This is a genomic window from Roseateles saccharophilus, from assembly GCF_031458095.1.
GTDB classification, from domain to species: domain Bacteria; phylum Pseudomonadota; class Gammaproteobacteria; order Burkholderiales; family Burkholderiaceae_C; genus Pelomonas; species Pelomonas saccharophila_A.
In genome coordinates this window covers 307,916-333,505 of record NZ_JAVDXU010000002.1, presented here as the reverse complement: position 1 = coordinate 333,505, position 25,590 = coordinate 307,916, and the positions used below count along the sequence as shown (strand labels likewise).

The window sequence follows — 25,590 nt, the reverse complement described above, 5'->3', positions numbered from 1 at the left end:
TCAGGAGCGCGACGGCGCGCTCGCGGCCGGCCTGGCGCTGCGCCGCGGGCTTTCGCTGAACTCCGCGGGGGGCTTCATGAGTGCAGCGTCGGGTTCGCCGCGCTTGATCTTCTCCAGCCGGTAGTTCTGCTCGCCCTGGCGCGGGTCGGCGTCGCGGCTGGAGACGGTCAGCATCAGCTCAGGCGAGCGCCAGACCTCGCGGCTGATGACGATGGGTTTCTCGTTGCCGATCTTGCCGGCCTCGATGGTCCAGGTGGTGCGCTCGCCGGTGACCTTGAGGCCGTCGATCTCCTTGGTCGCCAGTGCCGTCGTCGTGCCGCCTTCGCGCGGCAGGAAAGGCCCCTGCAGCAGCAGGGGCGGCATCGGTGGCACGGGCGGCACCGGGATGGCCATGGGCGTGGGCAGGGCGGGCAGGGCCGGCATCGGCGGCAGCTCGCTGGCGCGCAATACGCGCAGCTCGCGGCGGCGCTCGGGGGCGCTGGCGCCGGGCGCAGCGGGCACGGGCGGGGCCACGAGTTCCTGCTCGATGACGATGCCCGGCTCGCCGGCCAGGGTGCGCGCGCGGACCCGCTCGGCATCCACGCTGCGGGCGCGTTCGGCGACCTTGCCTCCCCATTCCTTCCAGCGCGCGGCCTGCTCCTTCATGCGCTCGCCCCAGTCCTGCATCGAGGCCTGCCAGGCCGCATGAGCCGCGGCATCGTCGCCCTGCATCCAGGCCATATTGCCGCGCAGGCGCTGCACGCGCTTCTGCTCGGGGTAGACGACCCAGCTCTCCTTGGCGACCGGATCGTTCAGGTAGATGACCTTGGGGCCACCCTCGCGCTGCACCTCGCGGCGGGTGCGGCCCTCGCCATCGCGGCAGAGCTGGCTCTGCTGCTTGCGCACGATGCGATTGCCATCGCCCAGGGTCTGCACGTTCTCGTGCACGGCCGTGGCGCAATAGGGGGCGCCCTTGACGACGCGCTCGCTCTCCAGCTCGCGGCCGGCAAAGGCCAGGCTGCGTTCGTCCAGCGCGATGCGCAGGGGCATGTCGGACAGGGCCAGCTGGACGTGGCGCTCCACCTCGCGTTCGATATTGCGCTCGACCGTGCGATCGACCTCCAGCGCGGTGGCCGTGGCGGCGAGGGCGCATAGCGTCAGGCCGGTGAGGGGTGTCTTCATGGCGTTCTCCGTCGTCAACAGTTCAGTTCAGGATGCGCACGGCCAGCACCTGGCCGCTCGGGTTCAGCATCAGCTCGGCGTGCACCAGCTCGTCGGCGCGTGCAGCGTCGAAAGGCAGGCCCAGCAAGGCCAGGCGTTCGCGCGGCAGTTCGGTGGGCTGCAGCCAGACGGCGGCACTGCGCCCGGCCGCCAGGGCAGCGCGGAATTCACGCTCGGGCACCAGGGGGATGAAGCCGCTGCTGGCCACCGGCGCCGCCTGGGCGCTGCCCGCGCCGGGCGGATCCAGCAGCAGCATGGCGCTCAGCAGCACGGCTGCCGCTGCTCCCAGGGCGCCGCTGCCCCAGGCCAGGCGGCGCAGCCAGTGCGGTTCGTGCTCATCGATGTCGCGCTGTCGCGCGTGGCGGGCCTGCTGCAGGGCGGTCAGCTGCGCGAGCAGGGCGGCGTCCTGCTCGGCGCCGGGCTGCAGGCGCGCGAACTCTTCGCGGGCCGGGCGCAGCCAGTCCGGGGTGGTGTCGGTTGTCATGGGCGTTCTCCCACGGCCAGCAGATCGGCCAGCCGCTGGCGGGCACGGTGCAGCCGCGTGCGCAGCACGTCGGCGCTGACGCCGGCGATGGCGGCGGCGTCTTCGTACGAGCGTTCCTGCAGATCGACGAGGACGACGGCCTCGCGCTGCGGCCAGCTCAGGCGCCGGATGGCCGTCCAGAGCTGGCTTTGCTGCTGGGCATCATCCAGGCGCGCATCGCTGGATGGAAACAGCTCGGCCTCGTCGTCGGCTTCGTCCAGCGAGACATGGCGACGCGCATCGCGCCACTGGTTCAGCAATTGATGGCGGGCCATGCCGGCGAGATAGGCGCCCAGCGATCCGCGCCCGGCCTGGTAGCCCAGCGGGCCGCGCAGCAGCTGCGCAAAGGCCTCCTGCACCGCGTCCAGCGCCGCCGCCTCGTCGCCGGCCAGGGCCAGGGCGTAGCGGTAGACCGAGCCGCTCTCGCGCCGGTAGACCAGGGCCAGGGCCTCGGCGTCGCCCTCGGCCAGGCGGGCCAGCAGGGCCGCCTCGTCGGACGGAGCAGACGCGGCCGGGGCCACGAAGCCGAGGCGGGTTACCCAGCTCATGTCAGCGGCGCCCGGCCGTCCGTAGCCGCTGACGCGCCCCCTCGGGGGGCTGAGCCCGCGCATGCAGGGTCCTGTGGACGCTGCACGGCTGGCGAAGAACCGGGCCGCTGGCCCGGTGCGGCCTGCAAGGCGGCGAGCAGCGCTCGCGCGGGGCCAGGTTCTGGGCAGCATGGGGTGAGGGCCTGCAGGGCTTGCATGCTGCTATTGAGCGCGACGAGGCCCGGTCGTTACTCCGGACAAACCCGTCGTCACTTTCGGCAGGGGGTGGGCGCCTGCTGACACTGGCTGGCAAGCCCGGCGCGCATGATGCCGGCCACACCCTCCGACATTTGCCGACCGATGCTGAAACTCCAGGGCCTGGACCATCTCGTGCTGCGCGTCATCGACCTCGACGCGATGACCCGCTTCTATGTCGACGTACTCGGCTGCAGCGTCGAGCGCCGCCAGGACGAGATCGGCCTCGTGCAGCTGCGCGCTGGCCGCTCGCTGATCGACCTCGTGCCGGTGGACGGCAAGCTGGGCCGCATGGGCGGTGCAGCGCCGGGCGCCGAGGGCCGCAACATGGATCACTTCTGCCTGCGCGTCGAGCCCTTCGACGCCGCTGACATCCGCGCCCATCTGGCAGCGCATGGCGTCGAAGGCGGCAAGACCGAAAGCCGCTATGGCGCCGAAGGCGAGGGGCCATCCATCTATCTGAGCGACCCCGAGGGCAATGTCATCGAACTCAAGGGGCCGCCGGGGAGCGTCCAATGAAGCCGTTGACACGCGCCATCGTCTGGGGCGGCCTGCTGGCCGGCAGCGGCGACCTCATCTTCGCGCTCAGCTACTACGGCGTGAAGCTGCGCGTCTTCCAGACCGTCGCCGCCGGCCTCATCGGCCGCGAGGCGGCCTTTGGTGGCGGGCCGGAGACTTTTGCTTTGGGCGTCGTGCTGCACTACGGCATCGCGCTGATCTGGGCCGCCATCTTCTGCATCGCGGCCCTGCGCCTGCCGGTCCTGCTGCGCAATGCCACGGCGGCCGGCCTGGCCTATGGCTTCGTCGTCTATTTCGGCATGAACAACGTCGTGCTGCCGCTGTCGGCCCTGCACACGCCGTTCTGGCCGCCCAAGCTGGACGCGGCGGCCATCGCGGCGCATTGCTTCGTCTTCGGCTTTCCGATCGGGCTGGCGGCGCGGCGGGTGCTGCTGGGCGGGCCGCCGCGCCGCTGAGGCACTAGCATGGCGAGCGCGGCCGACGCGGGTCGGCCGCTGTCACTGCAAGCCCCATGTCGCCCTACCAAAACCTGCCCCGACGGAACTTCTGGAAAACCGGCGTCGCGCAATCGCCGGCCACGGAGATTGCCGATCTCTACATCAAGAAATTCGGCATCCCCGCCGACGCGCAGATCGCGACGGCCGGCAGTTGCTTTGCGCAGCACATCAAGCGGCACATGAGCGCCAGCGGCTTCAAGGTGCTGGATCTTGAGCCGCCGCCGCTGGGCCTGCCGCCCGACCGCCAGCTGGCCTACGGCTTCGGCCTGTTCTCGGCCCGCTACGGCAACATCTACACGGTGCGGCAGTTGCTGCAACTGGCGCGGGAAGCCCTGGGCCTGCTGCAACCCGCCCATGCGGTCTGGCAGAAGGGCGAACGCTTCATCGACGGGCTGCGGCCCGCGGTGGAGCCGCTGGGTTTCACCGAACCGGGCATCGTGCTGCTGCACCGGCGCAGCCACCTGGGCAAGGTCAAGGCCATGCTCGAGCGCATGAACCTGATGATCTTCACGCTGGGCCTCACCGAGGCCTGGGTCGATGCCGTGGACGGCGTCGTCTACCCGACGGCGCCCGGCACCCTGGGCATGCCGGTCGGTGCGGCGGAGCTCGAATTCAGGAACTTCACGACGGCGCAGACGATCGCGGACTTCATCGAGTTCCGCGGGCTGGTCCAGGCCTTCAATCCGTCCTGCCGCTTCCTGTTGACGGTCTCGCCGGTGCCATTGACGGCCACTGCCACGCAGGACCATGTCCTCGTGGCCACCAGCTATTCCAAGGCGGCGCTGCGGGCGGCTGCGGGCGAGCTCGCGGCGGCTCATCCGGACATCGACTACTTCCCGTCCTTCGAGCTCATCTCCTCCCCGGTGTTCAAGGGTGCCTTCTTCGAGGCCAACCAGCGCAGCGTAGCGCCGGCCGGCGTGCAGTTCGTGATGGAGACCTTCTTCCGCGCCCATCCGCCGCACACCGCTGCCGCCGGGCCGGCCGCCACGCCAGCCGCTCCTCAGGTCGACGAGGCCTGCGAGGACGCCCTGCTCGAGGCCTTCGTCAAATGAGCCGGATCTGCTGCATTGGCAGCTCCCACCTCGGTGCGCTCAAGGGCGGCTGGGACAGCATCTCGCCCGAGCGGCCCGGCGTCGACATCGTGTTCTTTGGCGCGCCCAACTACAAAGTCGAGGAAAGCCTGCAGTTCCTGACGCTGGAGGGCCGCCGGATCGTGCCCACCGCGGCGGACGTGACCCACTTCTTCGAGATGACCTCCGGCGGACTGAGCCACATCGAGCTGGATGCCTATGACGCCTTCATCGTGATGGGCGGCATCGGCCTGACCAAGCCCTTCGATCTCTACACCCTGTTCCGCACCGACGAGCAAACCCACCAGCCGGCCCATGTGTTGGTCGGCTCGGACTGCCTGGTTGAAGCCTTTGTCGGCATCTTCCGCTCGACGCTGCCCTATCGGCTGACGACCGCGCTGGCGCAATTGACCGGGCGCCCGGTCTTCCTGGTGCCCGAACCACGGCCGAGCGAAGCGCTGCTGGCTGCCGAGGGCACCGAATCCCCCCACTGGGACGTCTACATCAAGCGGATCCAGCAATTGCACGCCCATGCCGACCACCTGCCGCTGGCGCGCCATTACGAAGCGGCCATGGCCGCGGTGCAACAACGCGGTGTGACCTTGGTCGATGCGCCGCCCGACCTGGTCGTCGACGGCATCTTCACGCCGCATCGCTTCTGCAGGGACTCGGTCTGGCTGCAGGGCCATGGCTATGAGAAGTCGCCGCGCAACGATTTCTTCCACATGAACCAGGACTTCGGCGCCGCGGTGCTGAACCGCATCCTGGGGCCTGGCGCCTGAGCGGGCGGGCCCAAGGCGTCATCAGCATGCAGGCGCGGCGCAGAAGGCCGCGGCGGCTCGCGCAGAATTGCGCCCATGCCCGTCCTGCCCACCAAGCTGCCCAACACCGGCACGACCATCTTCACCGTCATGTCGGCCCTGGCCGCCGAGCATGGCGCCGTCAACCTTGGCCAGGGTTTTCCGGACTTTGGCGCCGACCCGGCCCTGCTGCAGGCCGTCACCGATGCCATGGCCGCCGGCCACAACCAGTACCCGCCGATGACCGGCGTGCCGGCCCTGCGCCAGGCCATCGCGGCCAAGCTGAACACCCTCTACGGTTCGGCCTATGACGCTGATCGCGACGTCACCATCACGGCCGGTGGCACGCAGGGCCTGATCACGGCCCTGCACAGCTGCGTGGGCGCCGGCGACGAGGTCATCATCATCGAGCCGGCCTACGACAGCTACGACCCCGCCATCCGCCTGGCAGGCGCCGTGCCTGTCGGTGTGCCGATGACGATGGACTATCGGCTGGACTGGACGGCGGTGCGTGCCGCCATCACGCCCCGCACGCGGGTCCTCGTGCTGAACACGCCGCACAACCCCAGCGGCCGCATCGCCACCGCCGACGACCTGCGCGAGCTGGAGCGCATCGCCGAACAGCATGACCTCTTCGTCGTCAGCGACGAGGTCTACGAGCACATGGTCTTCGACGGCGCCACGCACGAGAGCGTGGCGCGCTATCCCGGCCTGCGTGAGCGCAGCTTCCTCGTCAGCAGCTTTGGCAAGACCTTCCATGTGACGGGCTGGAAGGTCGGCTTCGTCGCCGCGCCGCCGGCGCTGTCAGCGGCCTTCCGCCGCCTGCACCAGTACACGGTGTTCACGGTGCATACCCCGACCCAGCACGCCCTTGCCGCCTATCTCGCCAACCCAGCGCCATGGCAGGGGCTGAGCGACTTCTACCAGGCCAAGCGCGACGCCTTCCGTGCCGCGCTGGCCGCGACGCCGCTGAGACTGCTGCCCTGCGAAGGCACCTATTTCCAGACCGTGGACTACAGCTCGGTGTCCAACAAGACCGAACTGGACTTCGCCCGCTGGCTGACGACCGAGATCGGCGTGGCAGCCATCCCCTTGTCGGTCTTCTACCAGCAGCCGCAGGAGCGGCGGCATGTGCGGTTCTGCTTTGCAAAGCGGGATGAGACGCTGGCGCTGGCCGCACAGCGCCTCGCACGGCTGCAGGGCTAGCGCGCTCAGGGCTCCGGCTGGCACTTGGCGGGGTCAGTGCCCGGCAAGGTCACCGGAGGCTCCTGACCCCGTTGCTGGGCCACATTCGACCTGGCGAAATAGGGCAGGGCACAGGACGGGCGCAGCCCGACCTCGAACAAGCCCTTCTGATAGAGCTTGGCTGGCGTGCCGACATAGGCTGCCAGCCGGGCCCAGTATTCGTCGGGGATGGGGGTTTCAGAGGGCGGCCAGTACTTCTGGACCTCTTCGCTGTAGTCGGGCACGTCGGACTGCTGGGCCCGCCGCACAACCTCCTTCGCGGCCGGGTCGATCAGCATGAAGACCAGGCCCAGCCGCAGATGCGACTTGACGGCCGCGCCGGAATTGGAAACGGCCGCCTTGGACGAAAAGCTTGGCCCGTAGCTGGGTGCCGTTTCGCTGAACATGTTCTCGGACGAACCGTCGGTCACCAGCAGCAGGGCATCGCACTGGCAAGCGTCGTAATACGGCTCCAGCAGTTTTCCCCAGCTCTTGGGATAGGCCCAGCTGTCGACCACCTTGGCGGCGATGGCCCGCGCCGGCTCCGGCTCGATGGCGACCCGGCTGACCTCGTATCGCTCTTCCTGGCTGAGCTGCGCCAGCGTCGCCTGGAAGATGGCCTCGGCGATCCCGGCGTCGTCATGGGTGACGAACTGCCCCAGCTTGCCGATGTTCATCAGCGTGCCGCGCTTGACGACGTGGGCACGATAGCCCGACGTCACCAGCACGCCCAGTTTCCGGGTCCGCTTCGACAGCTCGGTGTCGTTGGCCTGGGTTTCGCGTCGTTGCGCCTGGGCCGGGGTCATGCACGCGAGGGCCAGGCCGACGATGGCCAGCAGGCGCGCCGCGGAAGTTGGCGAAGTTTTCATATGTCTTCGGTGAAGCAAGGTCGGCGCGAGTGGTCAGGCCGGCAGTATGGCGGCCCGCAGCACCGCCGTTGGCACGCCCCGTGCTAACCCTAGGGTGACATGACCGGCAGGGCTGCCGAGGGCGGCATCGGTCGTGACAGAGATCACGGGAGTCCCTATGGCGCACCAAGCGCGTGCCTTCAACGATGCACCAAGGAGGACCGCCGCCGCACCCAGGCAGGCGGCGGGCGAGGCCTTCGGGCGGCTGATCAACCTGTCTGGCCGCCGCCGCTTCACCTCGCAGCGCGTCGTCCTCTATGCCGTACTGGCTTCGCAGGGGCGGGACGGCGCCATGGCCACGGCCCGCGACGCACTGGCGACCTTCCGCGATGCCCATCGGGCGCTGCTCGAGGGCGAGCTGTCGCCCAGCGCCGTGGGTGGCGAGTTGCAGCAGGCCTATTTCGGCGACGACCGTGCGGACGAGCGCATCTGCGCCTTCATCGAGCTGGCGCAGAAGACGCTCGACGCCGTCGGCGCCAGCTCGCGCAGCGCCCCGGAACTGCTGGAGGCATTGGTGGAAAGTGCCACGCCGCTGCTGGGCCCGCTGAACCAGCTGACGCAGATCTACGAAGACCTCGCCCGCCAGCAGGCCGCCGCGGCCAAGAAGCAGCTGACCGCGGTGATGGGCGACATCGAGACCATCGCCAAGCACGCCCGCATCGTGTCGTTCAATGCCCAGGTCGTGGCGGCGCGGGCGGGTCAGTCGGGGCGCGAGTTCGCCGTGGTGTCGGGCGAATTCACGCAGATCACCGGCAAGCTCGATGGCCTGGTGCGCGAGGCGGTGCGCAGCGCGGTGGCTTGAGGGTCAGGCGCCCAGCAGCGGCCCGAGGACAAACCAGGTCAGGCAGTTGTGCGCCGCGTGCGCGACGTAGGCCGCGGTCGACGCACACCAGAAGCCTGCTGGGCGACACAGCCAATAGGCCAGCGCAAACACCGAGCCGCTGACCAAGGTGGACAACCCATGGCCCAGACCGCCGCCCATCCAGTGGGCGGCGCCAAAGACCCCGGCACTGGTGATGACGCAGGCCAGCGGTGGCGCGCGCAGACGGCGCAGCAATTCGACCGGGGCGCATTGTCCGATCAGCGTCTCCCAGGCTGGCCCGAACAGCACGCCGAACACCAGGAACCTCCAAGGGCCCTGCTCGCCGATGCTCTTGGCCGCCGATTCGCCGAACCACCCTTCGGGCAGCAGGACGGCCGCGAGGCTGGCCATGCCAAAGCTCGCCGGCATGCTGAGCATGGGTACGCACAGTCCGAGCCCGAGGGCGGCCGCCCAGGGACGTCGAGCCAGCAATGCCGGCCAGTTCATGTTTGCCGCAAGGGGCAGCTTGCGCCCGTCTCGGGTGTTTCGGCCAGCCGGCTGGCCAACTCGTTACGCAGGCTGTGCAAGGCCGCGATGCGCTCGTCGATGTCGGCCAGCTTGCGCGCCAGCGTGGCCCTCAGCGCCGGGCCGGCTTCCTCGCCCTGGGACAGCAGCGGCATGTCGGCAGCAATTTCGGCCAGCGTGAAGCCCAACTGCTGGGCCGTGCGCACATAGCCCAGCCATTGCACGGCTGCCTCCGGGTAGTCGCGATAGCCGTTGTCGCTGCGCCGCGCCTGAAGCAGGCCGCGCTTCTCGTAGAAGCGCAGGCTGTCGCGGCTCAGGCCGGTGCGGGCGGAGAGGGTGCCGATCTGCATCGTGGTCTGGAAAAGGGCTTGACCTTGGAGTGTGCTCCAGGGTCGAGCATGGCGGCCTCTTTCTTGTTTCGCGAGCCTTCATGCCTTCCTTCAACGCCCCATGCTTTCGCCGCCTCGTCTGGTTCAGCGCCCTCTATGACCTGATCGTCACGGCGCCTTTCGCCACGCCCTGGACCTTCGAGTTCAACCGTGCCCAGTTGAGCGCGATCAATCTCGGCCTGGGCGGCCAGGTCCTGCCGGCCTTCGATGCCGTGCAGACGCTGTTCGCACTGCTGATGGGCAGCATCGTGCTGGTCTGGTCCGTGCTCCGGCTACGCGGGCCGACGGTGCAGTTCGGCCGCTACGACGCGGCGGGGCGGATCCTGTTCGGCACCTGGATGGCCTGGGCCTGGATGCAGACCGGCGCGCCGGTGTTGTTGCTCTTCATCGTGCCGGAAACTGCCTGGGCGATTGCCCAGGCTTGGCCGGTGCGGCGCGATCCTCAGCCGGCTCTTTCCATGCCTCGCCCTGCGTGACAGGGCGAGTCCTTCGGGAGGCGTCGCGAAGTCCTCAGGACTTCGCTCGGTCCACGCTCAGCATGGCCTGAAGCAGCACATTGCACCCCGCCTCGATGTGCTCGGGCTTGGCGTCCTCGATCTCGTTGTGGCTGATGCCGTCCTTGCAGGGGATGAAGATCATGCCGGCCGGGGCCAGGCGGGCCATGTAGACGGCGTCGTGGCCGGCGCCGGAGACCGCGCGCATATTGCTGTAGCCGAGCGCGTCGGCGGCCTTCTGCACGGCGGCGATGCAGTCGGCGTGGAAGGGCTGGGCCGGGTAGGCGCTGACGGGCGTGATCTCGATGGGCAGGCCGCTGTCGGCGCTGAGCTTGGCGGCCACGGCGCGGATGTCGGCATCCATGGCCTCGCACAGCGCGTCGGTCGCGTTGCGCAGGTCGATGCTGAACTTGACGCGGCCGGGGATGACGTTGCGGCTGTTGGGGTGGACCTGCACCATGCCCACGGTGCCACGGCCGTGCGGCGGATGGCGATGGGCGCAGGCGACGACCTCCTGCATCAGCTTGGTCGCGACTTGCAGCGCGTCCTTGCGCAGCGCCATGGGCGTGGGGCCGGCATGGGCCTCCATGCCGGTGACGACGCAGTCGTACCAGCGGATGCCCAGCACGCCGGTGACGACGCCGATGGTCTTGTCGTGGTCCTCCAGCACCGGGCCCTGCTCGATGTGCGTCTCGAAATAGGCGCCGATGGGATGGTCGCCGGGCACCTGGCTGCCGATGTAGCCGATGCGTTCCAACTCGCCCTTCACCGTCTTGCCTTCGGTGTCGGTGGCCGCGTAGGCATGCTCCAGCGTGAAGGCCTTGGCGAACACGCCCGAGCCCATCATGACCGGCACGAAGCGCGAGCCTTCCTCATTGGTCCAGAAGGCCACCTCGATGGGCGCCTCGGTCTCGATGCCGTGGTCGTTCAGCGTGCGCACGACCTCGATGCCGGCCAGCACGCCGTAGTTGCCGTCGAACTTGCCGCCGGTGGGCTGGGTGTCGATGTGGCTGCCGGTCATGATGGGCGGCAGGCTGTTGTTGCGGCCCGGGCGACGCATGAAGCCGTTGCCTATTCTGTCGATGGTGACCGTCATGCCGGCCTCGCGCGCCCAGCGCGTGACGAGGTCGCGGCCCTGCTTGTCGAGGTCGGTCAGCGTCAGGCGGCAGACGCCGCCCTTGTCGGTGGCGCCGATCTGGGCCAGCTCCATCAGCGAGTCCCAGAGGCGCTGGCCGTTGACGCGCAGCTTCGTGATGTCAGTCTTGGTGGTGGGCATGTCCATGGTGGACTCCTCAATCAAGGATTCAGTTCGGTGCCGAAGCGCAGCTTGTTGTGGTCGGGGTCGACGAGCAGGAACTCGCGCACGCCCCAGGGCATGTCTTCGATGGGCTTGAGCGGCTTCACGCCCTTGGCCGTGAATGCGGCGTAGAGCGCGTCGGCATCCGGCACCCAGAAGTAGACGGCGCCACCGGGCGCGCAGTCGCCGGCGTGCCCGCTCAGGAACAGGGTCTGGCCCTCGCGCGTGAGCTGCACGAAGAGCGGGAAACCGGGCTCGAACTGGTGCTGCCAGTCGACCGTGAACCCGAGCTGATCGACATAGAAGGCCAGGCTGCGCTCGGCCTGGGTCATGCGCAGCTGCGGGACGACGGTCTGCTTGTTCATCGCGCGACGGCGGTGGGCGCCAGGTCGTGGGCGCGCTTGGCGGCGGCGTCGAATTGCGGGCCGAAGGGCGGACGCTTCAGATAGCGGCCCTTGCCCTGTTCGGCGCGCAGCTCGCCGCGCGCGAACACGACGCGGCCTTGCGCGATCGTGTGGCTGGGGATGCCGCGCACGGTGCGGCCCTCGAAAATGTTGAAGTCGTTCTTGGAGAACTGCGTCTTGGCGGAGAGCGTCTTGATGCCGGCCGGGTCCCACAGCACCAGGTCGGCATCCGCGCCTTCGGCGACGACGCCCTTGCGCGGGTACATGTTGAAGAGCTTGGCCGCATTGGCCGAGGTGATGGCGACGAACTCGCTGGGCGTGAGGCGGCCGGAGTTGACGCCGGCGTCCCACAGCACCGCCATGCGCTCCTCGACGCCGCCGCAGCCATTGGGGATCTTGGCGAAGTTGTCGATGCCCGCGGCCTTCTGCGAAGCGCAGAAAGTGCAGTGGTCGGTCGCCGTCGTGTGCAGCTGGCCGCTCTGCAGGCCGCGCCACAGGAATTCCTGGTGGATCTTGGGCCGGAAGGGCGGGCTCATCACATAGGCCGCGGCCTTCTCGAACGACGGATCGCGGTAGACGCTGTCGTCGATCAGCAGATGGCCGGCCAGCACCTCGCCGTAGACCCGCTGGCCACGGGCGCGCGCACGGGCAATCGCCTCGGCGCTTTCGATGCAGCTGACGTGCACGATATAGATGGGCACGCCCAGCACGTCGGCAATGGCGATGGCGCGGTTGGCGGCTTCGCCTTCCACCATGGGCGGGCGGCTCATCGGGTGGCCTTCGGGGCCGGTGATGCCCATCTTGGCGACCTCGGCCTGCAGCAGATAGACCAGCTCGCCGTTCTCGGCGTGCACGGTCGGCATGGCGCCGAGTTCGAGCGCACGCTTGAAGCTGTTCACCAGCGTCTCGTCGTCGCACATGATGGCGTTCTTGTAGGCCATGAAGTGCTTGAAGCTGTTGACGCCTTCCTCGCGCACCAGGGTGCCCATGTCGGCGTGCACCTGCTCGCTCCACCAGGTCACGGCGACGTGGAAGGCGTAGTCGGACGCGCTCTTCTCGGCCCAGCCGCGCCATTGCTGGTAGGCATCCATCAGCGGCTGCTGCGGGTTGGGGATGACGAAATCGATGATGCTCGTCGTGCCGCCGGCCAGGCCCGCGGCGGTGCCGGTGAAGAAGTCATCCTGCGTCACCGTGCCCATGAAGGGCAGTTGCATATGGGTGTGCGGGTCGATGCCGCCGGGGATGAGGTACTGGCCGGTGCCATCCAGCGTCGTCGTGCCGGCCGGGGCCTCGCGCGCGGCGCGTTCACCGATGGCGGCAATGCGGCCGTCGACACAGAGCACGTCGGTGCGACTTTCAGCGTCGGCATTGACGACGACGGCGCCGCGGATCAGCAGGGGGGTGGAACTCATATGGCGCTCCTCGTGAGCGGTTGGGCCTGGGTCTTGCCGGCCATCATCACGCCATAGACGATGGCGGCGAGGGCCAGGCCGGCGAACCAGGCATAGGTGTAGATGGCCTTGAAGGCTGCGCCCACTTCAGGGAAAACAGCCGGGAAGGCGGCGTTCAGGAAGCCGGGGATGTTGGGCGCGACGCCGACGACGAAAGCGATGACGGCGGCGATGTTCCAGCCGCCGCGGTAGCTGTAGCGTCCGCCTTCGCGATAAAGCTCATCGACGGCCAGCTCGGTCTTGCGCAGCAGGTAGTAGTCGACGATGAGGATGCCGGCCACCGGGCCCAGCAGGGCCGAATAGCCGATCAGCCAGGTGAAGATATAGCCCTCGGTCGAGGCCAGGATCTTCCACGGCATCATGACGATGGCGATGCCGGCCGTCAGCATGCCGCCGGTCTTGTAGCTGATCTTGCCCGGCGCCAGCGCCGAGAAATCGTAGGCCGGGCCGACCAGGTTGGCGGCGAGGTTGACGCTGACGGTGTCGATCAGCAGCACGATGAGGGCGATCAGCACGGCCGCGCCCGTCATGCGGCTGGCCAGGTCCACCGGGTCCCACAGCGCCTTGCCGTAGATGACGACGGTGGCCGAGGTGACGAACACCGCCAGCGCCGCCAGCAGGCCCATCGGCGCCGGCAGGCCGATGGCCTGGCCGAGGAGCTGGTCGCGCTGGCTCTTGGCAAAACGCGTGAAGTCGGGGATGTTGAGCGCCAGCGTGGCCCAGAAGCCCACCATGGCGGTGAGGGACGGCCAGAACACGGCCGAGAACTGGCCGGCCTTCTTGCCGCCGTCCACAAACGCCGAGGGCTGGTCGAGGATGGGGCCGAAGCCACCGGCCTTGTCCCAGGCCCACCACAGCAAGACAAAGCAGATGACGATCTTGATCGGCGCCGTGTAGGTCTCGAGCTTGCGGATGGCCTCGATGCCGTGCACGACGAACCAGAACTGCAGGGCCCAGAACAGCAGGAAGCAGCCGAGCTGGGCCGCGTTGATGCCCAGGCCCGGCAGCGGCTCCCCCGTCAGCGGATGACCGATCAGCACGCCCGCCAGCGTGTAGATCATCTGGCCGCCGAACCAGGTCTGGATGCCGTACCAGCCGCAGGCGACGAGTGCCCGCAGCAGCGCCGGGAGCCTTGCCCCTTGCGTGCCAAACGACGCGCGCGCCAGCACCGCATACGGGATGCCGTATTTGGCGCCGGCATGGCCGATCAGCAGCATGGGCACCAGCACGATGAGATTGCCCAGAAAGACCGTGCCGACGGCCTGGCTCCAGCTCATGCCCGATTCGATCAAGCTGGCCGCCAGCGTGTAGGCCGGGATGCACATGACCATGCCGACCCACAGCGCGGCGAAGTGATACCAGCGCCAGGTTCGCTGGGCAGCTGTCGTCGGGATCAGATCAGGATTGCTCAGCGTCGGGGCGGTCATGGCGTCGTGCTTCCTTCGTGGTCAGTTGTTCTGCGGGAAAGCAAATTGCGGGCCCTTGGGCAGGCTGTCCGGCCAACGCTGCATGACGGCCTTGTGCTTGGTATAGAAGCGCACCGCCTCGGGGCCGTAGGCATGATGGTCGCCGAACAGGCTGCGCTTCCAGCCGCCGAAGCTGTTGAAGGCCATGGGCACGGGCAGGGGCACATTGACACCCACCATGCCCACCTGGATGTGGTGCACGAACTCGCGCGCCACATGACCGTCGCGGGTGAAGATGGCCACGCCGTTGGCGTACTCATTGGCCTCGATCAGCGCGAGTGCCGCGGCCAGGTCGGGCACGCGCACGACGCAGAGCACCGGGCCGAAGATCTCCTCGGTGTAGCAGCTCATGTCGGCCGACACGCCGTCCAGCAGCGTGCCGCCGACAAAGAAGCCGTCCTCGTGGCCGGGCACGCGGTAGCCGCGGCCGTCCACCACCGCCTTGGCTCCGGCGGCCACGCCTTCGCCGATCAGGCGCTCGACGCGCTGTTGCGAGGCGCGCGTGATCAGCGGCCCCATCTCCATGCCGGCGCCATGGCCCTCGCCGATCTTCAGCGCGGCGACCTTGGGCGCCAGCGCCGCGACCAGTGCATCGGCCGCATCGCCGACGGCGACGGCCACCGAGATCGCCATGCAGCGCTCGCCGGCCGAGCCGTAGGCCGCGCCCATCAGCGCGTCCACGGCCTGCTCGAGGTCGGCATCGGGCATGACGACCATATGGTTCTTGGCGCCGCCCAGGGCCTGCACGCGCTTGCCGTGGGCCGAGCCGACCTTGTAGATGTGCTCGGCCACGGGCGTGGAGCCGACGAAGCTGACCGCCGCGATGCCGGGGTGGGCCAGGATGGCGTCGACGATGTCCTTGTCGCCCTGGATGACGCTGAACACGCCGTCGGGCAAGCCGGCTTCCTTCAGCCATTGCGCCATCAGGAGGGACGCCGACGGGTCGCGCTCGCTGGGCTTGAGGATGAAGGCATTGCCGCAGCCGATGGCCAGCGGATACATCCACATGGGCACCATGGCCGGGAAGTTGAACGGCGTGATGCCGGCGACGACGCCCAGCGGCTGGCGCACGCTCCAGGCGTCCAGGCCGCGGGCGACCTGCTCGGTGTACTCGCCCTTGAGCAGCTGCGGCATGGCCGTCGCGAACTCGATGTTCTCGATGCCGCGGGCCACTTCGCCGAGCGCATCCGGCAGGGTCTTGCCATGCTCGCGCACCAGGGCATCGGCCAGCACTTCGCGGCGTTCCTGCACGAGGGACAGGAACTTGAACAGCACGCGCGAACGCGCCAGGGCCGGCGTCTGCGCCCAGGCCTTGGCGGCTTTCGTTGCCGACGCGACGGCCGCATCCAGGTCGGCCGCGCTGCCCAGCAGCAGCTTGCCCTGCACCGCGCCGGTGGCGGGGTTGTAGATATCCTGCTGGCCCTTAGCCTGGCCGCGGCTCACGGCACCGTTGATCCAGTGCGCAACTTCATAGTGACTCATGACGTGTCCTTCAAGCGCAGCCCGTTCCAGGATTGGAAGCCATGGGATTGTTGGGGTGCGTGGTCCAGTTCGCATAGCTGCCGTCGATGACGCGGCCCGTGCGCGCATCGGTCTCGCCCGGTTGCAGTGCGCGCATGGAGATGGTGCCAGGGACGGGGCAGATCGACACGCAGAGATTGCAACCGACGCATTCCGCGTCATTGACCTCGAAATGGCGCTGGCCGTTCTTGGTGGCGAAGATGGCCTGGTGAGAGGTGTCCTCGCAGACGACGTGACAGCGGCCGCACTTGATGCATGTCCCTTGGTCGATGACGGCCTTCTCGACGTAGTTCAGGTTGAGCTGGTTCCAGTTCTTCACCGTCGGCACGGCGCGGCCCTGGAAGTCGACAATGCTCTTGTAGCCCTTCTCGTCCATGAAGGTGTTCAGTCCCGAGCACATGTCCTGCACGATCTTGAAGCCATAGACCATGGCGGCCGTGCAGACCTGCACCGTGCCGCAGCCCATGGCAATGAACTCGGCCGCATCGCGCCAGGTGGTGATGCCGCCGATGCCGCTGATGGGCAGGCCGGCGGTGGCTTGGTCACGCGCGATCTCGGCCACCATGTTCAGCGCGATGGGCTTGACGGCCTGGCCGCAATAGCCGCCGTGTGAGCCCAGGCCGTCGGTGACGGGGCTCATGGTCATGCGGTCCAGGTCCACGCCCATCACCGAGTTGATGGTGTTGATGAGGCTGACCGCATCGGCGCCGCCGTTCTTGGCCGCGCGGGCCGGGAAACGCACATCGGTGATGTTGGGCGTCAGCTTCACGATGACGGGCATCTTCGTGTGCTTCTTGCACCACTCCGTCACCTGCTGGATGTATTCCGGCACCTGGCCGACGGCCGAGCCCATGCCGCGCTCGCTCATGCCGTGGGGGCAGCCGAAGTTCAGCTCGACCGCATCGGCGCCGGTGTCGGCCACGCGCTCGAGAATCGCCTTCCAGGCCGGCTCGTTGACCGGCACCATCAGCGACACGACCATGGCCCGGTCCGGGAAGTCGCGCTTCACGCGTTTGATCTCGTCGAGATTGGTCTGCAGCGGCCGGTCCGAGATCAGCTCGATGTTGTTGAAGCCGATGACGCGGCGGTCCTGGCTCCACAGCGTGGCATAGCGCGGGCCGTTGACGTTGACGACCGGCGGGTCCTCGCCCAGCGTCTTCCAGACCACGCCGCCCCAGCCGGCTTCGAAGGCGCGGCGCACATTGACTTCCTTGTCGGTCGGCGGGGCCGACGCGAGCCAGAAGGGGTTAGGGCTCTTGATGCCCAGGAAGTTGGTGCTCAGGTCAGCCATGGGCCACCCCCGTCAGTTCAGCGTGAATGGATTCCGCGGCGCGCTTGCCGTGCTCGACGGCTTCCACCGTCAGGTCGCGGCCGCCGTGGCGGCAGTCGCCGCCGGCCCAAACGCGGGCGACGCTGGTGCGGAACTGCGCGTCGGTCTTGATGCGGCCGCCCTGCAGCTCGATGGCCGCGCCGGCCGGTGCAGCCTCATAGGTCTGGCCGATGGCGCGCAGCACCATGTCGGCTTCCAGGAAGAACTGCTCGCCGGTGTCGACCAGCTTGCCGCCCTCCAGCTTTGTCGCGGCGAAGCGCATGCCGCGCAGCACGCCGCCCGCCGCTTCGACGGACAGGGGCCGGGCCCAGCAGCGCAGCGTCACGCCATGGGTCTGGGCCCAGTGCTGCTCGTACTCGGAGGCCGACAGGCCTTCGGGGCCGCGGCGGTAGACCATGGTCACCTGCTCGGCGCCCAGCAGCCGGCTCTGCACGGCGGCATCCACCGCCGTCATGCCGCCGCCGATGACGACGACCCTTCGCCCCACCGCCACGATCTCGGGGGCGCTCTGGCGCAGCTCGGCGATGAAGTCCACCGCGTCGCGCAGGCCGGGCAGCTCGGGCTCGGCAATGCCCAGTGCATTGACGCCGGCCAGGCCCAGGCCGAGGAAGACCGCGTCGTATTCAGCAAGCAGGCCGTCGAGGGTGATGTCGCGGCCGAGTCGACAGTCCAGCTTCGGGCTGATGCCGCCGATGCTCAACAGCCAGTCGACCTCCTTCTGCGCGAAGCCGCCGGCGACCTTGTAGGTGGCCAGGCCGTATTCATTGAGGCCGCCGAGCTTGGCATTGGCGTCGAACAGCGTCACGTCGTGCCCGCGCCGCGCCAGGCCATGGGCGGCGGCCAGGCCGGCCGGGCCGGCGCCGACGACGGCGATGCGCTTGCCCGTGAGCGCGGCGCGCTCGAACAGCGGCTTGGCTCCCGGATTGGCGAAGTGACCCTCCACCGCGAAGCGCTGCAGCAGGCCGATCTCGACCGGCTTGCTCTCGTTGGTGTTGCGCACGCAGGCCTGCTCGCACAGCACCTCGGTGGGGCAGACGCGGGCGCACATGCCGCCCAGCGGGTTGGCCGTCAGGATGGCTTCGGCCGCGCCGCGGACGTTGTCCTGGGCCACGCGCTGGATGAAGCTCGGGATGTCGATGCCGGTCGGACAGGCCGTCTGGCAGGGTGCGTCATAGCAGTAGTAGCAACGCTCGGCCTCGATCAGGGCCTGGGTGCGGTTCAACGGCGGGTGGCCGTCGGCAAAATTCTGGGCGTAGTCGGCGGCGCCGAGACGGCCGGATTTCAAGTCGGCAAGGTCCACGGGTCTTCTCCAAGTGGATAACCCCCAAACATTACTACCCTGTAAAAATTGACCTAGACGTAAAAACCCGCAGGGCCGGCTTGGTGCAGCCCGTCAAAATCCGCCGCATGACCGATCCCGTGACCGTGACGCGCACCCCGCGCGCCGCCACCCTGCGCAAGCAGGAGGCCATCCTCGCCGAAGCCGAACGCCAGTTTGCCCGCTACGGGTTCGAGGGGGTCAGCCTCGACAGCATCGCCGCCGTGCTCGATCTGTCGCGCCAGAACCTGCTCTACCACTGGCCCAGCAAGGAGGAGCTCTACCGCGCCGTGCTGGACAGCGTGATGGGCGAGTGGATGGCCAATATGACGGCCATCGCCGAGGCCGACGAGCCCGAGGCGGCCATCCAGACCTATGTGGCGGTCAAGCTGCGCTTCAGCCGCGACCGGGCCAGCGGCAACGCCGTCTTCACCCGCGAGATCATGGCCGGCGCACCCCGCTACCAGGACGTGCTCAAGGTCCGGGTCATGCCGCTGCTGCACGCAGACGTGAACCGGTTCGAGGGCTGGGCCGATGAGGGCCTGATCCGGCGTGTGGACTTCACCCATCTGATGTTCCTGATCTGGTCGTCCACCCAGGCCTATGCCGACCTGGCCCCGCAGTTCTCCCTCTACATGGGCAAGCCAGCCTTGGACGACGCGGACTTCGAGTGCGCGCGCGAACTGATCACGAGTCTGATCTGGCGCAGCCTCAAGCCATGAGGGAGCCCCTCGCCCAGTCCCGCCGCGCTGAACGCGGGCATGCCTGGTCGGTCTTGCAGACCGCGCAGCCGCCAGAGCGGCTGCTCTTCGGCAGGCAGGACAAGTCCACAGGACTTGCCGTGTCCGGCCTCAGCCCCCGAGGGGACGGCGATGCATGCGGCATCAAGCCGCATGCACATCGCCAGAGCGGGCCGGCTCGGGAGCGGCCCAGCGCTCGGCCCGCAGGATTCATGCGCCGCGCACTGCTGGTGGCGTCGCTGGCGGTGGGGGCGCTGGCTCACGCCGCGCCGCCGCCCAAGCTGGTGGCTCAGCTCAAGGCCCAGGCCGACGCCTGGGACCAGGCCATCGTCAAGAAGGACCGCGCCGCCATCGAGGCCAATATGGCGAGCGACTTCCGCCAGATCGACGGCCGCGGCAACCTCGAGACCAAGGCCAGCTTTGTCGATGGCCTGATGTCGCCCGACCTCGTCATCGACCCCTACACCGTCGAGGACTTCGAGGTGCGCGTCTACGGCGACACCGCCCTGCTCAGCGGCCGCACGCGTATGACGGGCAAATACCAGGGCGAGGCTTTCAAGAGCCATTACCGCTATATCGACATCTATGTGAAGCGCGGCGGGGCCTGGAAGATCGTCAGCGTGCAGATCAGCCGCATCCCGGAACCCTGATCGGGGGATCGCACCAGTTTGTGCGCGAGGCTGAGTCGGCCCGCACTTAAGCTGGCGCCATGGTCCTGCACACCCTGCTCGCCGACACCCTGGCCCGCCGCCGCGCCGTCAATCCGGCCTATTCGCTGCGGGCCTTGGCGCAGTCGCTGGGCGTGCACCATGCGACGCTGACCCGGCTGCTGGCCGGCCGCACCATCGCCACCAGTCGCTGCGTGCAGCGCCTGGGCCGGCGCCTGGGTCTGTCCGATGCCGACATCCAGCAGCTCAGCCTGGCCGAGGCGCGCCGGGGCGTCTGCCGCGCCATCACGCGGCGCGACTTCCGGCCCGACTCGCGCTGGCTGGCGGCTATGACCGGCCTGCCGCTGGATGCCGTCAACGTCGCTCTGCAGCGCCTGCTGGTCGACCGCGTCCTCATCATGCGCAGCCGTGGCGCCTGGCAACTTCAACCTCCCACCGAAAGCCCTTCGCGATGAATGCACCCGTCACCCACTGGCAGGTCCTCAGCACCGACCCGGCTCGCACCGCCAGCTTCTACGGCCGCGTCTTCGGCTGGCAGATCAGCGCCGACAACGCCATGGGCTACCGCGAGGTGGCGGCCGCGCCGGGCGGCATCCGCGGCGGCATCTGGCCCCTGCCACCGGGCGCGCCGGGCGGCGTGCAGCTCTTCATGACGGTGCCCGACGTGGCAGTCTGTGTTGCCGCCGCGGCCGCCGAGGGCGCCCAGGTCATCGTGCCCGTCACGGCCCTGCCCGATGGCGACGTGATGGCCGTGCTGCTGGACCCGCTCGGACAACCCTTCGGTCTGGTGCAGAAGCACGGCTGAGTGACACTGCGGCGCATGATTCTCGAAATCGCCGACTTCCGCATCCAGCCCGGCCAGCAGGCCGCCTTTGAAGCCGCTCTCAAGCTGGGCATAGCGACCGCGCTGTCGCAGTCGCCCGGCTTCATCCGTGCCAGCGTGCAGCGCGGCCTCGAGTCGCCCGAGCGTTATGTGCTGCTCGTCGAATGGCAGACGCTGGAAGACCATATGCAGGGCTTCCGCAACGGGCCGCTGTTCGCGGTCTGGCGCAGCCATATCGGCGGCTTCTTCGCCAGCCCGCCGAGCATGGAGCATTTCGTCGCGTTGACCCAGGCCTAGGTCGGCTCGTCCTCGACCATCACCCAGCGACCCTTGCCGGCGCGCTTGCCGGCCAGCATGGCCTGGTCGGCGCGGGTGATCAGCGTGTTGACGTCCTTGCCGTGGCGCGGATACATGGCCACGCCGATGCTGATGCCCACCTGGGCCGAGCCGCCGCCGGGCAGGGGGAAGGGCGCCTCGAAGGCGTCCAGCAGCCGGTTCAGCGCATGCCTCTCGTCGCTGAGTCCGCCCAGCTGGTTGAGCACCAGCACGAACTCGTCGCCGCCGATGCGCGCCACCACGTCGTTGATGCGCACATTGGCGGTCAGGCGCTCGGCCGCGGCGCGCAGCACGGCGTCGCCGGCATCGTGGCCCCGGGTGTCGTTGACGGCCTTGAAGCCGTCCAGGTCCAGATAGCAGATGGCCAGCCAGCGGTCGTTGCGCCCGGCATCACGCAGCATGAAGGCCAGGCTCTCGAACAGCAGATGCCGGTTGGGCAGCCCGGTCAGCACGTCGTGGAAGGCCAGATGGCGGGCCTGCTCCTCGCTGTGCTTGATGGCGGAGATGTCCAGCAGCAGCCACAGCGATTCGCCATCCGGCAGGGCAGTGCCGCTCAGGTCGATCCAGATCGCGCTGCCGTCCTTGCGCCGCATGCGCAGCTGGGTGCGATAGCTGCGCAGGGTCTCCAGTTGATGCTGGTAGGCGCGGCCGACCTGGGCATAGGACTCGTCGTCCAGATAGAGCAGCCGCGATGGCTGGCCGCTCAGCTCGCCCGGCTCATAGCCGAACAGCTGGGCCAGGGCGGCGTTGTGCCAGACCTCGCGGCGGTCGCGCAGCCTCACCATGGCGATCAGCTCGTTGTCCAGCAGCGCGCCGCGCTCGGCGGCCAGCAGTTCGACGCGGCCGCGCTCCTTCACCTGGCGGGCCTGGGCCCGGTAGATGAAGACCGAGAAGGCCACCAGCAACGCCTCCAGCAGCAGCATCAGCGCGGCCAGCACGGCGACTTCCCGGCGCCAGGCGGTATAGAAGTCGTCGGTGGCCAGGCCCACCAGCAGCAGCATCGGGTAGTCGGGCACGGCTTCGTAGGCGGTGACGCGTTCGATGCCGTCCAGCACCGTGCGCGTGACGAAGCTGCCTCGCTTGGGGTCGTGTGCCAGCGCGGCGCGCAGCTGGTCGGACACCTTGGCCGTGCCGGTGCCGGCCTCGGGGTTGGCGTCCAGCAGCGAATGCCGCGCGATCAGCTGCAACGAGCCCGAGCGCAGCGTCACGGCGCCTTGTGCCCCCACATCGGCACGCTTGAAGTCGTCGCGAAAGCGTTCCGCCTTGATGCTGGCGTAGACCACGCCCAGGAAGCTGCCGTCGGCGGCCGTGCGGGCGCGTGCGATGGCCAGGCCCCAGCCGCCGATGAGGCGGCCGCGCACCGGCTCGGACACCACGGTCCTGGTCGGCTCGGCCTTGGCCGCCTGGAAATAGTCGCGGTCGGCCATGGACACGGCCGGCCTGTCGCCGGGGTTGAGCACCAGGCCGCTGGCATCGGTCACGCGCAGTGCGTCCACCGCGGGCACGAGGCTGCGCTGCTCCTCGGCGATGCGCGCCAGCTCGCGCGGGTCCGCCACGCCCCTGGCCTGCAATTCGTCCAGACGCTTCAGCGTGGTCTGCAGGCTGTTGTCCACCAGCTTCAGGCCCGCACTCACGCTCTGGCTGAGCGTCTGCGCCAGATTGGCCGCGCTCTGGCGCGCCCGCGCCTCATGAGTCTGGTAGCTGGCATGGGCGACCTGCAATGCGACCAGCACGACCATCGCCAGGACGACGAGGTTGCCGAGGATCAGATAGCGCCTGAAGCGCAGCAGGCTTGCGGAGGTTCGCCAGGGCATGCGAAGGCAAAGGGTGGCTGGCCGCCCCATGCTAGCCCAGCGTGGGGGCTCTCACCGCCAGCCGGCGTCGCGTGCGCTGCGCTCCTGTTCGGCGTTCAGCGCCTCGCCGGCCATGGTGGCGTCGATGGCGGCAAGAACCGAGGGTGGCAGGCTGCTCGCGGCCTGGCGCATGCCGCTGCCGGCACTGCTCGTGGCCGCGACCTGCTGCAGGGCCCAGGCGCCATCGGCCTCGCGGCAGGCCAGGCCGGCCGAGGCGGCCGTCGAGAAGCTGCGGCACCAGCGGCCGTCCCTGGCCTTGAAGCTGACCTGCACGGCGACCGTGGCGCCGGGCGCGCTGGCGAGCTGGCGGTCCAGGGCCTGTGCAATGGCGCCGCCGGCGACCAGCCGGTCATCGCCGCCGCCCGAGGGCGTCAGCCGCATGCCGATCAGCGTGCCCATCACCAGCGTCGCGGCCATGCCGCCCCAGGCCATCCAGTTCGACATGCCACGCCGCTGCGCCCGCACGGCGCCCAGGTCCACCACCTGGGCCGCGGGTTCGGCCAGCAGAGCCTTCAGCCGATCCGGCACCGGCTCCTTCAATACGTCGTCGAAAGCCGCCGCCATGCGGGCCCGCTCGGTCTTCAACAGTTCATCTTCATTGCGGCTCATGGCCACTCTCCCAGCAATTCCTGCAGCGCCTCGCGGGCGCGGGCCAAGCGGCTTGTCACGGTGCCCACCGGCACGCCCAGGGTCTCGGCGGCTTCCTGGTAGCTCAGGCCTTCCACCAGCACCAGGCCGACGACGGTGCGGTGCTCGTCGCTCAGCCTGGCCACCGCCTTGCGTACCAGGATGGCGTCCAGCGGCGCGCCCGACTTGGCGTCGTCACCGACATGCTCGCCTTCCTCCTCGGGCAGGAAGGTCTGGCCGCGCCGCTCGCGGGCCCTCAGTTCATCGATCCACGCGTTCTGCATGATGCGAAACATCCAGCTGTCCAGACGCGTTCCAGGCGTCCACTGGTCGGTGCGGGTCAGGGCCTTCTCGATGGCGACCTGCACGAGGTCGTCGGCGTCTTCGCGGGAGTGGGCCAGCGTGCGGCCGAAACGGCGCAGCCGCGGCAGCAGGGCGGCGATCTCCTGGCGAAGTTCGGAAAGGTTTTCGGGCATCGATACCGGGACAACGGACGAGGCATGGATTTTCTTCCCAGCCTCGCTCGTTATCCTCACAGAACGCCATGAAACAGACTGTCTTTGCCCTGTCCTTGTTCCTGAGCCTCGCGGCCCAGGCCCAGTTGCGCCTGCCGCAGCTGCCGGGCGTGCAGCGCCTGCCCGGTGCCGTGGACCGCGTCGTCGATCGCGTCGTGCAGCCCCTGCCCGAACTGCTGTCGTCGACCACCCAGCTGGTGGACCTGCGCCTGACGACGGTGCGCGACCTGCTGCAGCGCCACCCCGACGTCGTCGAGGCCGATCCGCGCGGCGAGCCGATACGCCGGCGCGAGCTGGTGCTGCTGGCGCCCAGCGAGGCGGCAATGGCGGCGGCGGCGGCCCTGGGCCTGACCAAGCTGCGCGAGGAGGCCTGGCCCGAGCTGGACCTGCGCGAGGTCGTGCTGCGCGTGCCGGCGGGCCTGGATACGGCCGAGGCGCTGGACAAGCTGCGCGCCGCCCAGCCCGAGCTGCAGGCTGACTTCAACCATCTGTATTCACGCAGCGGCGAGGTCGCGAAAGGCGCGGCGCCCGCGGCGCCGGCGCCGCGCGGCCCGGTGCGCGTTGGCCTCATTGATGGCGGTGTGGATCGCCGCCACGCCGCCCTGCGTCACGCGGTCGGTCCGAACTTCGGTTGCGGTGGCAGCACGGTGCCGAGTGAGCACGGCACGGCCGTCGCCTCCCTGCTCGTCGGCCGCGATCGCGGCTTTGCCGGGGCGGCCGTGAAGGCCGAGCTGTTTGCCGCCGATGTCTATTGCGACAAGCCGGACGGCGGCTCGGCCGAGGAGGTCGTGCGGGCCCTGGCCTGGATGGCCCGCGAGCGCGTCGCCGTCATCAATCTCAGCCTGGTCGGCCCGCAGAACCGCTTGCTGGAGCAAGGCGTGGCCGCCCTGGTCAAGCGCGGCCACCTGCTCGTTGCAGCCGTCGGCAACGACGGTCCGGCCGCCGCGCCGCTGTTTCCAGCCTCCTATGCCGGCGTGATTGGCGTGACCGGCATCAACCCCAATCGCCGCGTGCTGCCCGAGGCGGCCCAGGGGCCGCAGGTGCTGCTCACCGCGCCGGGCGCCGACATGGCCGTGGCGCGCAGCGGCGGTGGCTATGGCATCGCTCGCGGCACCTCGTTTGCGGCGCCGCTGGTGGCCGGCCTGCTGGCCGCCGAGCTGCGCGAGCCTGATGCCGCCATCGCGGCGGCCGTCATCGAGCGATTGGCGGCGTCGGCGATCGATCTCGGCGCCCCGGGCCGAGACCCGGTCTATGGCCGCGGCCTCGTTGCCGAGGACTTGCGCGTCGTGCCCGAGCAATTGCAGTCGCGCATGAAATGACACCCCTCGCCCAGTGTTGCGCGCTGAACGCGGCAAGCCTGGTCGGTCTTGCAGACCGCGCTGCGGACAGTGCCGCAGCTCTTCGGCAGGCACATGCCGCCCACTGGGCGCCATGTGTCCGGCCTCAGCCCCCGAGGGGACGACGATGCTTGCGGCATCGAGCCGCAAGCACATCGCCAGAGCGGGCCG

General features: G+C 69.1%; 29 protein-coding genes. 13 read left to right on the top strand and 16 right to left on the bottom strand.

Features of this window, described 5'->3' with window-relative positions; translation table 11 throughout:
- The 3 genes from J2X20_RS14085 to J2X20_RS14075 are packed head-to-tail and all read right to left on the bottom strand — an operon-like array spanning position 1 to position 2,271.
- Complete coding sequence (locus J2X20_RS14085; RefSeq protein ID WP_310265789.1) at positions 1-1,161, bottom strand: hypothetical protein; 1,161 nt, start codon at positions 1,159-1,161, stop codon at positions 1-3.
- 22 nt (positions 1,162-1,183) lie between these two features.
- On the bottom strand, positions 1,184-1,684 hold the full coding sequence (locus J2X20_RS14080) for a hypothetical protein (protein ID WP_310265787.1): 501 nt from the start codon (positions 1,682-1,684) through the stop codon (positions 1,184-1,186).
- Complete coding sequence (locus J2X20_RS14075) at positions 1,681-2,271, bottom strand: RNA polymerase sigma factor (RefSeq protein ID WP_310265785.1); 591 nt, start codon at positions 2,269-2,271, stop codon at positions 1,681-1,683. Before J2X20_RS14075 ends, J2X20_RS14080 begins: the two co-directional genes overlap by 4 nt.
- A 339-nt stretch (positions 2,272-2,610) precedes the next feature.
- Here J2X20_RS14075 and J2X20_RS14070 point away from each other — a divergent pair, with 339 nt between their 5' ends.
- The 5 genes from J2X20_RS14070 (at position 2,611) to J2X20_RS14050 (ending at position 6,597) form a co-directional block, all read left to right on the top strand.
- Positions 2,611-3,024 carry a VOC family protein gene (locus J2X20_RS14070; RefSeq protein WP_310265783.1) on the top strand — a complete coding sequence of 138 codons (414 nt, stop codon included), beginning with the start codon at positions 2,611-2,613 and terminating at the stop codon, positions 3,022-3,024.
- Positions 3,021-3,479, top strand: coding sequence for a hypothetical protein (locus J2X20_RS14065; RefSeq protein WP_310265781.1), 459 nt, complete (start codon positions 3,021-3,023; stop codon positions 3,477-3,479). Before J2X20_RS14070 ends, J2X20_RS14065 begins: the two co-directional genes overlap by 4 nt.
- A 56-nt stretch (positions 3,480-3,535) precedes the next feature.
- On the top strand, positions 3,536-4,573 hold the full coding sequence (locus J2X20_RS14060) for a GSCFA domain-containing protein (RefSeq protein WP_310265780.1): 1,038 nt from the start codon (positions 3,536-3,538) through the stop codon (positions 4,571-4,573).
- A complete protein-coding gene (locus tag J2X20_RS14055) occupies positions 4,570-5,373 on the top strand; it encodes a hypothetical protein (protein ID WP_310265777.1) in 804 nt (267 codons plus the stop codon). The genes J2X20_RS14060 and J2X20_RS14055 overlap by 4 nt, the downstream gene beginning before the upstream one ends.
- 75 nt (positions 5,374-5,448) lie before the next feature.
- A complete protein-coding gene (locus J2X20_RS14050) occupies positions 5,449-6,597 on the top strand; it encodes a methionine aminotransferase (RefSeq protein ID WP_310265774.1) in 1,149 nt (382 codons plus the stop codon).
- Positions 6,598-6,602: 5 nt separating this feature from the next.
- On the opposite strand, the gene J2X20_RS14045 is transcribed toward J2X20_RS14050, so the two are convergent.
- On the bottom strand, positions 6,603-7,421 hold the full coding sequence (locus J2X20_RS14045; protein WP_310265771.1) for a hypothetical protein: 819 nt from the start codon (positions 7,419-7,421) through the stop codon (positions 6,603-6,605).
- Between the two features lie 220 nt (positions 7,422-7,641).
- Between J2X20_RS14045 and J2X20_RS14040 the strand changes: the two genes are divergently transcribed.
- A complete protein-coding gene (locus tag J2X20_RS14040; protein ID WP_310265768.1) occupies positions 7,642-8,325 on the top strand; it encodes a type IV pili methyl-accepting chemotaxis transducer N-terminal domain-containing protein in 684 nt (227 codons plus the stop codon).
- Between the two features lie 3 nt (positions 8,326-8,328).
- On the opposite strand, the gene J2X20_RS14035 is transcribed toward J2X20_RS14040, so the two are convergent.
- On the bottom strand, positions 8,329-8,763 hold the full coding sequence (locus tag J2X20_RS14035) for a CPBP family glutamic-type intramembrane protease (RefSeq protein ID WP_310265766.1): 435 nt from the start codon (positions 8,761-8,763) through the stop codon (positions 8,329-8,331).
- Positions 8,764-8,828: 65 nt separating this feature from the next.
- Complete coding sequence (locus J2X20_RS14030) at positions 8,829-9,200, bottom strand: MerR family transcriptional regulator (protein WP_310265763.1); 372 nt, start codon at positions 9,198-9,200, stop codon at positions 8,829-8,831.
- Positions 9,201-9,280: 80 nt separating this feature from the next.
- Here J2X20_RS14030 and J2X20_RS14025 point away from each other — a divergent pair, with 80 nt between their 5' ends.
- Complete coding sequence (locus tag J2X20_RS14025; protein ID WP_310265761.1) at positions 9,281-9,715, top strand: hypothetical protein; 435 nt, start codon at positions 9,281-9,283, stop codon at positions 9,713-9,715.
- A 34-nt stretch (positions 9,716-9,749) separates the two neighbouring features.
- Here the strand turns inward: J2X20_RS14025 and J2X20_RS14020 are convergent, their stop codons facing one another.
- The 7 genes from J2X20_RS14020 to J2X20_RS13990 are packed head-to-tail and all read right to left on the bottom strand — an operon-like array spanning position 9,750 to position 18,502.
- On the bottom strand, positions 9,750-11,015 hold the full coding sequence (locus J2X20_RS14020; protein WP_310265759.1) for a Zn-dependent hydrolase: 1,266 nt from the start codon (positions 11,013-11,015) through the stop codon (positions 9,750-9,752).
- A 14-nt stretch (positions 11,016-11,029) separates the two neighbouring features.
- Entirely contained in the window at positions 11,030-11,395 is a 366-nt protein-coding gene (locus J2X20_RS14015; RefSeq protein WP_310265757.1) for a bleomycin resistance protein, read from the bottom strand.
- A complete protein-coding gene (gene hydA, locus J2X20_RS14010; RefSeq protein WP_310265755.1) occupies positions 11,392-12,846 on the bottom strand; it encodes a dihydropyrimidinase in 1,455 nt (484 codons plus the stop codon). The genes J2X20_RS14015 and hydA overlap by 4 nt, the downstream gene beginning before the upstream one ends.
- Complete coding sequence (locus J2X20_RS14005; RefSeq protein ID WP_310265753.1) at positions 12,843-14,312, bottom strand: NCS1 family nucleobase:cation symporter-1; 1,470 nt, start codon at positions 14,310-14,312, stop codon at positions 12,843-12,845. Before J2X20_RS14005 ends, hydA begins: the two co-directional genes overlap by 4 nt.
- Before the next feature lie 21 nt (positions 14,313-14,333).
- The gene (locus tag J2X20_RS14000; RefSeq protein WP_310265750.1) at positions 14,334-15,833 is read right to left on the bottom strand and encodes a CoA-acylating methylmalonate-semialdehyde dehydrogenase; all 1,500 of its coding nucleotides are present in this window, start codon (positions 15,831-15,833) and stop codon (positions 14,334-14,336) included.
- Between the two features lie 10 nt (positions 15,834-15,843).
- The gene (gene preA, locus J2X20_RS13995; protein WP_310265747.1) at positions 15,844-17,163 is read right to left on the bottom strand and encodes an NAD-dependent dihydropyrimidine dehydrogenase subunit PreA; all 1,320 of its coding nucleotides are present in this window, start codon (positions 17,161-17,163) and stop codon (positions 15,844-15,846) included.
- The gene (locus J2X20_RS13990) at positions 17,156-18,502 is read right to left on the bottom strand and encodes an NAD(P)-dependent oxidoreductase (RefSeq protein ID WP_310265746.1); all 1,347 of its coding nucleotides are present in this window, start codon (positions 18,500-18,502) and stop codon (positions 17,156-17,158) included. Before J2X20_RS13990 ends, preA begins: the two co-directional genes overlap by 8 nt.
- A gap of 107 nt (positions 18,503-18,609) precedes the next feature.
- On the opposite strand from J2X20_RS13990, the gene J2X20_RS13985 reads away from it, so the two are divergent.
- From J2X20_RS13985 to J2X20_RS13965, 5 genes are all read left to right on the top strand, one after another.
- Positions 18,610-19,242 carry a TetR family transcriptional regulator C-terminal domain-containing protein gene (locus J2X20_RS13985; RefSeq protein ID WP_310265742.1) on the top strand — a complete coding sequence of 211 codons (633 nt, stop codon included), beginning with the start codon at positions 18,610-18,612 and terminating at the stop codon, positions 19,240-19,242.
- Positions 19,243-19,472: 230 nt separating this feature from the next.
- The gene (locus J2X20_RS13980) at positions 19,473-19,910 is read left to right on the top strand and encodes a nuclear transport factor 2 family protein (protein WP_310265739.1); all 438 of its coding nucleotides are present in this window, start codon (positions 19,473-19,475) and stop codon (positions 19,908-19,910) included.
- A gap of 59 nt (positions 19,911-19,969) precedes the next feature.
- The gene (locus tag J2X20_RS13975) at positions 19,970-20,383 is read left to right on the top strand and encodes a helix-turn-helix domain-containing protein (protein ID WP_310265737.1); all 414 of its coding nucleotides are present in this window, start codon (positions 19,970-19,972) and stop codon (positions 20,381-20,383) included.
- Entirely contained in the window at positions 20,380-20,733 is a 354-nt protein-coding gene (locus J2X20_RS13970; RefSeq protein WP_310265735.1) for a VOC family protein, read from the top strand. The genes J2X20_RS13975 and J2X20_RS13970 overlap by 4 nt, the downstream gene beginning before the upstream one ends.
- A 15-nt stretch (positions 20,734-20,748) precedes the next feature.
- Entirely contained in the window at positions 20,749-21,048 is a 300-nt protein-coding gene (locus J2X20_RS13965; RefSeq protein ID WP_310265733.1) for an antibiotic biosynthesis monooxygenase family protein, read from the top strand.
- On the opposite strand, the gene J2X20_RS13960 is transcribed toward J2X20_RS13965, so the two are convergent.
- Genes J2X20_RS13960 through J2X20_RS13950 form a run of 3 tightly spaced genes read right to left on the bottom strand, consistent with a single transcriptional unit; the run spans position 21,045 to position 24,043 of the window.
- Positions 21,045-22,901 carry a sensor domain-containing diguanylate cyclase gene (locus J2X20_RS13960; RefSeq protein ID WP_310265732.1) on the bottom strand — a complete coding sequence of 619 codons (1,857 nt, stop codon included), beginning with the start codon at positions 22,899-22,901 and terminating at the stop codon, positions 21,045-21,047. The two genes, J2X20_RS13965 and J2X20_RS13960, sit on opposite strands and share 4 nt — an antisense overlap.
- A 51-nt stretch (positions 22,902-22,952) precedes the next feature.
- Positions 22,953-23,549 (bottom strand): NepR family anti-sigma factor, encoded by a 597-nt coding sequence (locus J2X20_RS13955; RefSeq protein ID WP_310265731.1) that lies wholly within the window; start codon positions 23,547-23,549, stop codon positions 22,953-22,955.
- Entirely contained in the window at positions 23,546-24,043 is a 498-nt protein-coding gene (locus tag J2X20_RS13950; RefSeq protein ID WP_310265730.1) for an RNA polymerase sigma factor, read from the bottom strand. Before J2X20_RS13950 ends, J2X20_RS13955 begins: the two co-directional genes overlap by 4 nt.
- A gap of 68 nt (positions 24,044-24,111) precedes the next feature.
- Here J2X20_RS13950 and J2X20_RS13945 point away from each other — a divergent pair, with 68 nt between their 5' ends.
- On the top strand, positions 24,112-25,401 hold the full coding sequence (locus J2X20_RS13945; RefSeq protein ID WP_310265729.1) for a S8 family serine peptidase: 1,290 nt from the start codon (positions 24,112-24,114) through the stop codon (positions 25,399-25,401).
- Positions 25,402-25,590 lie beyond the last annotated feature (189 nt).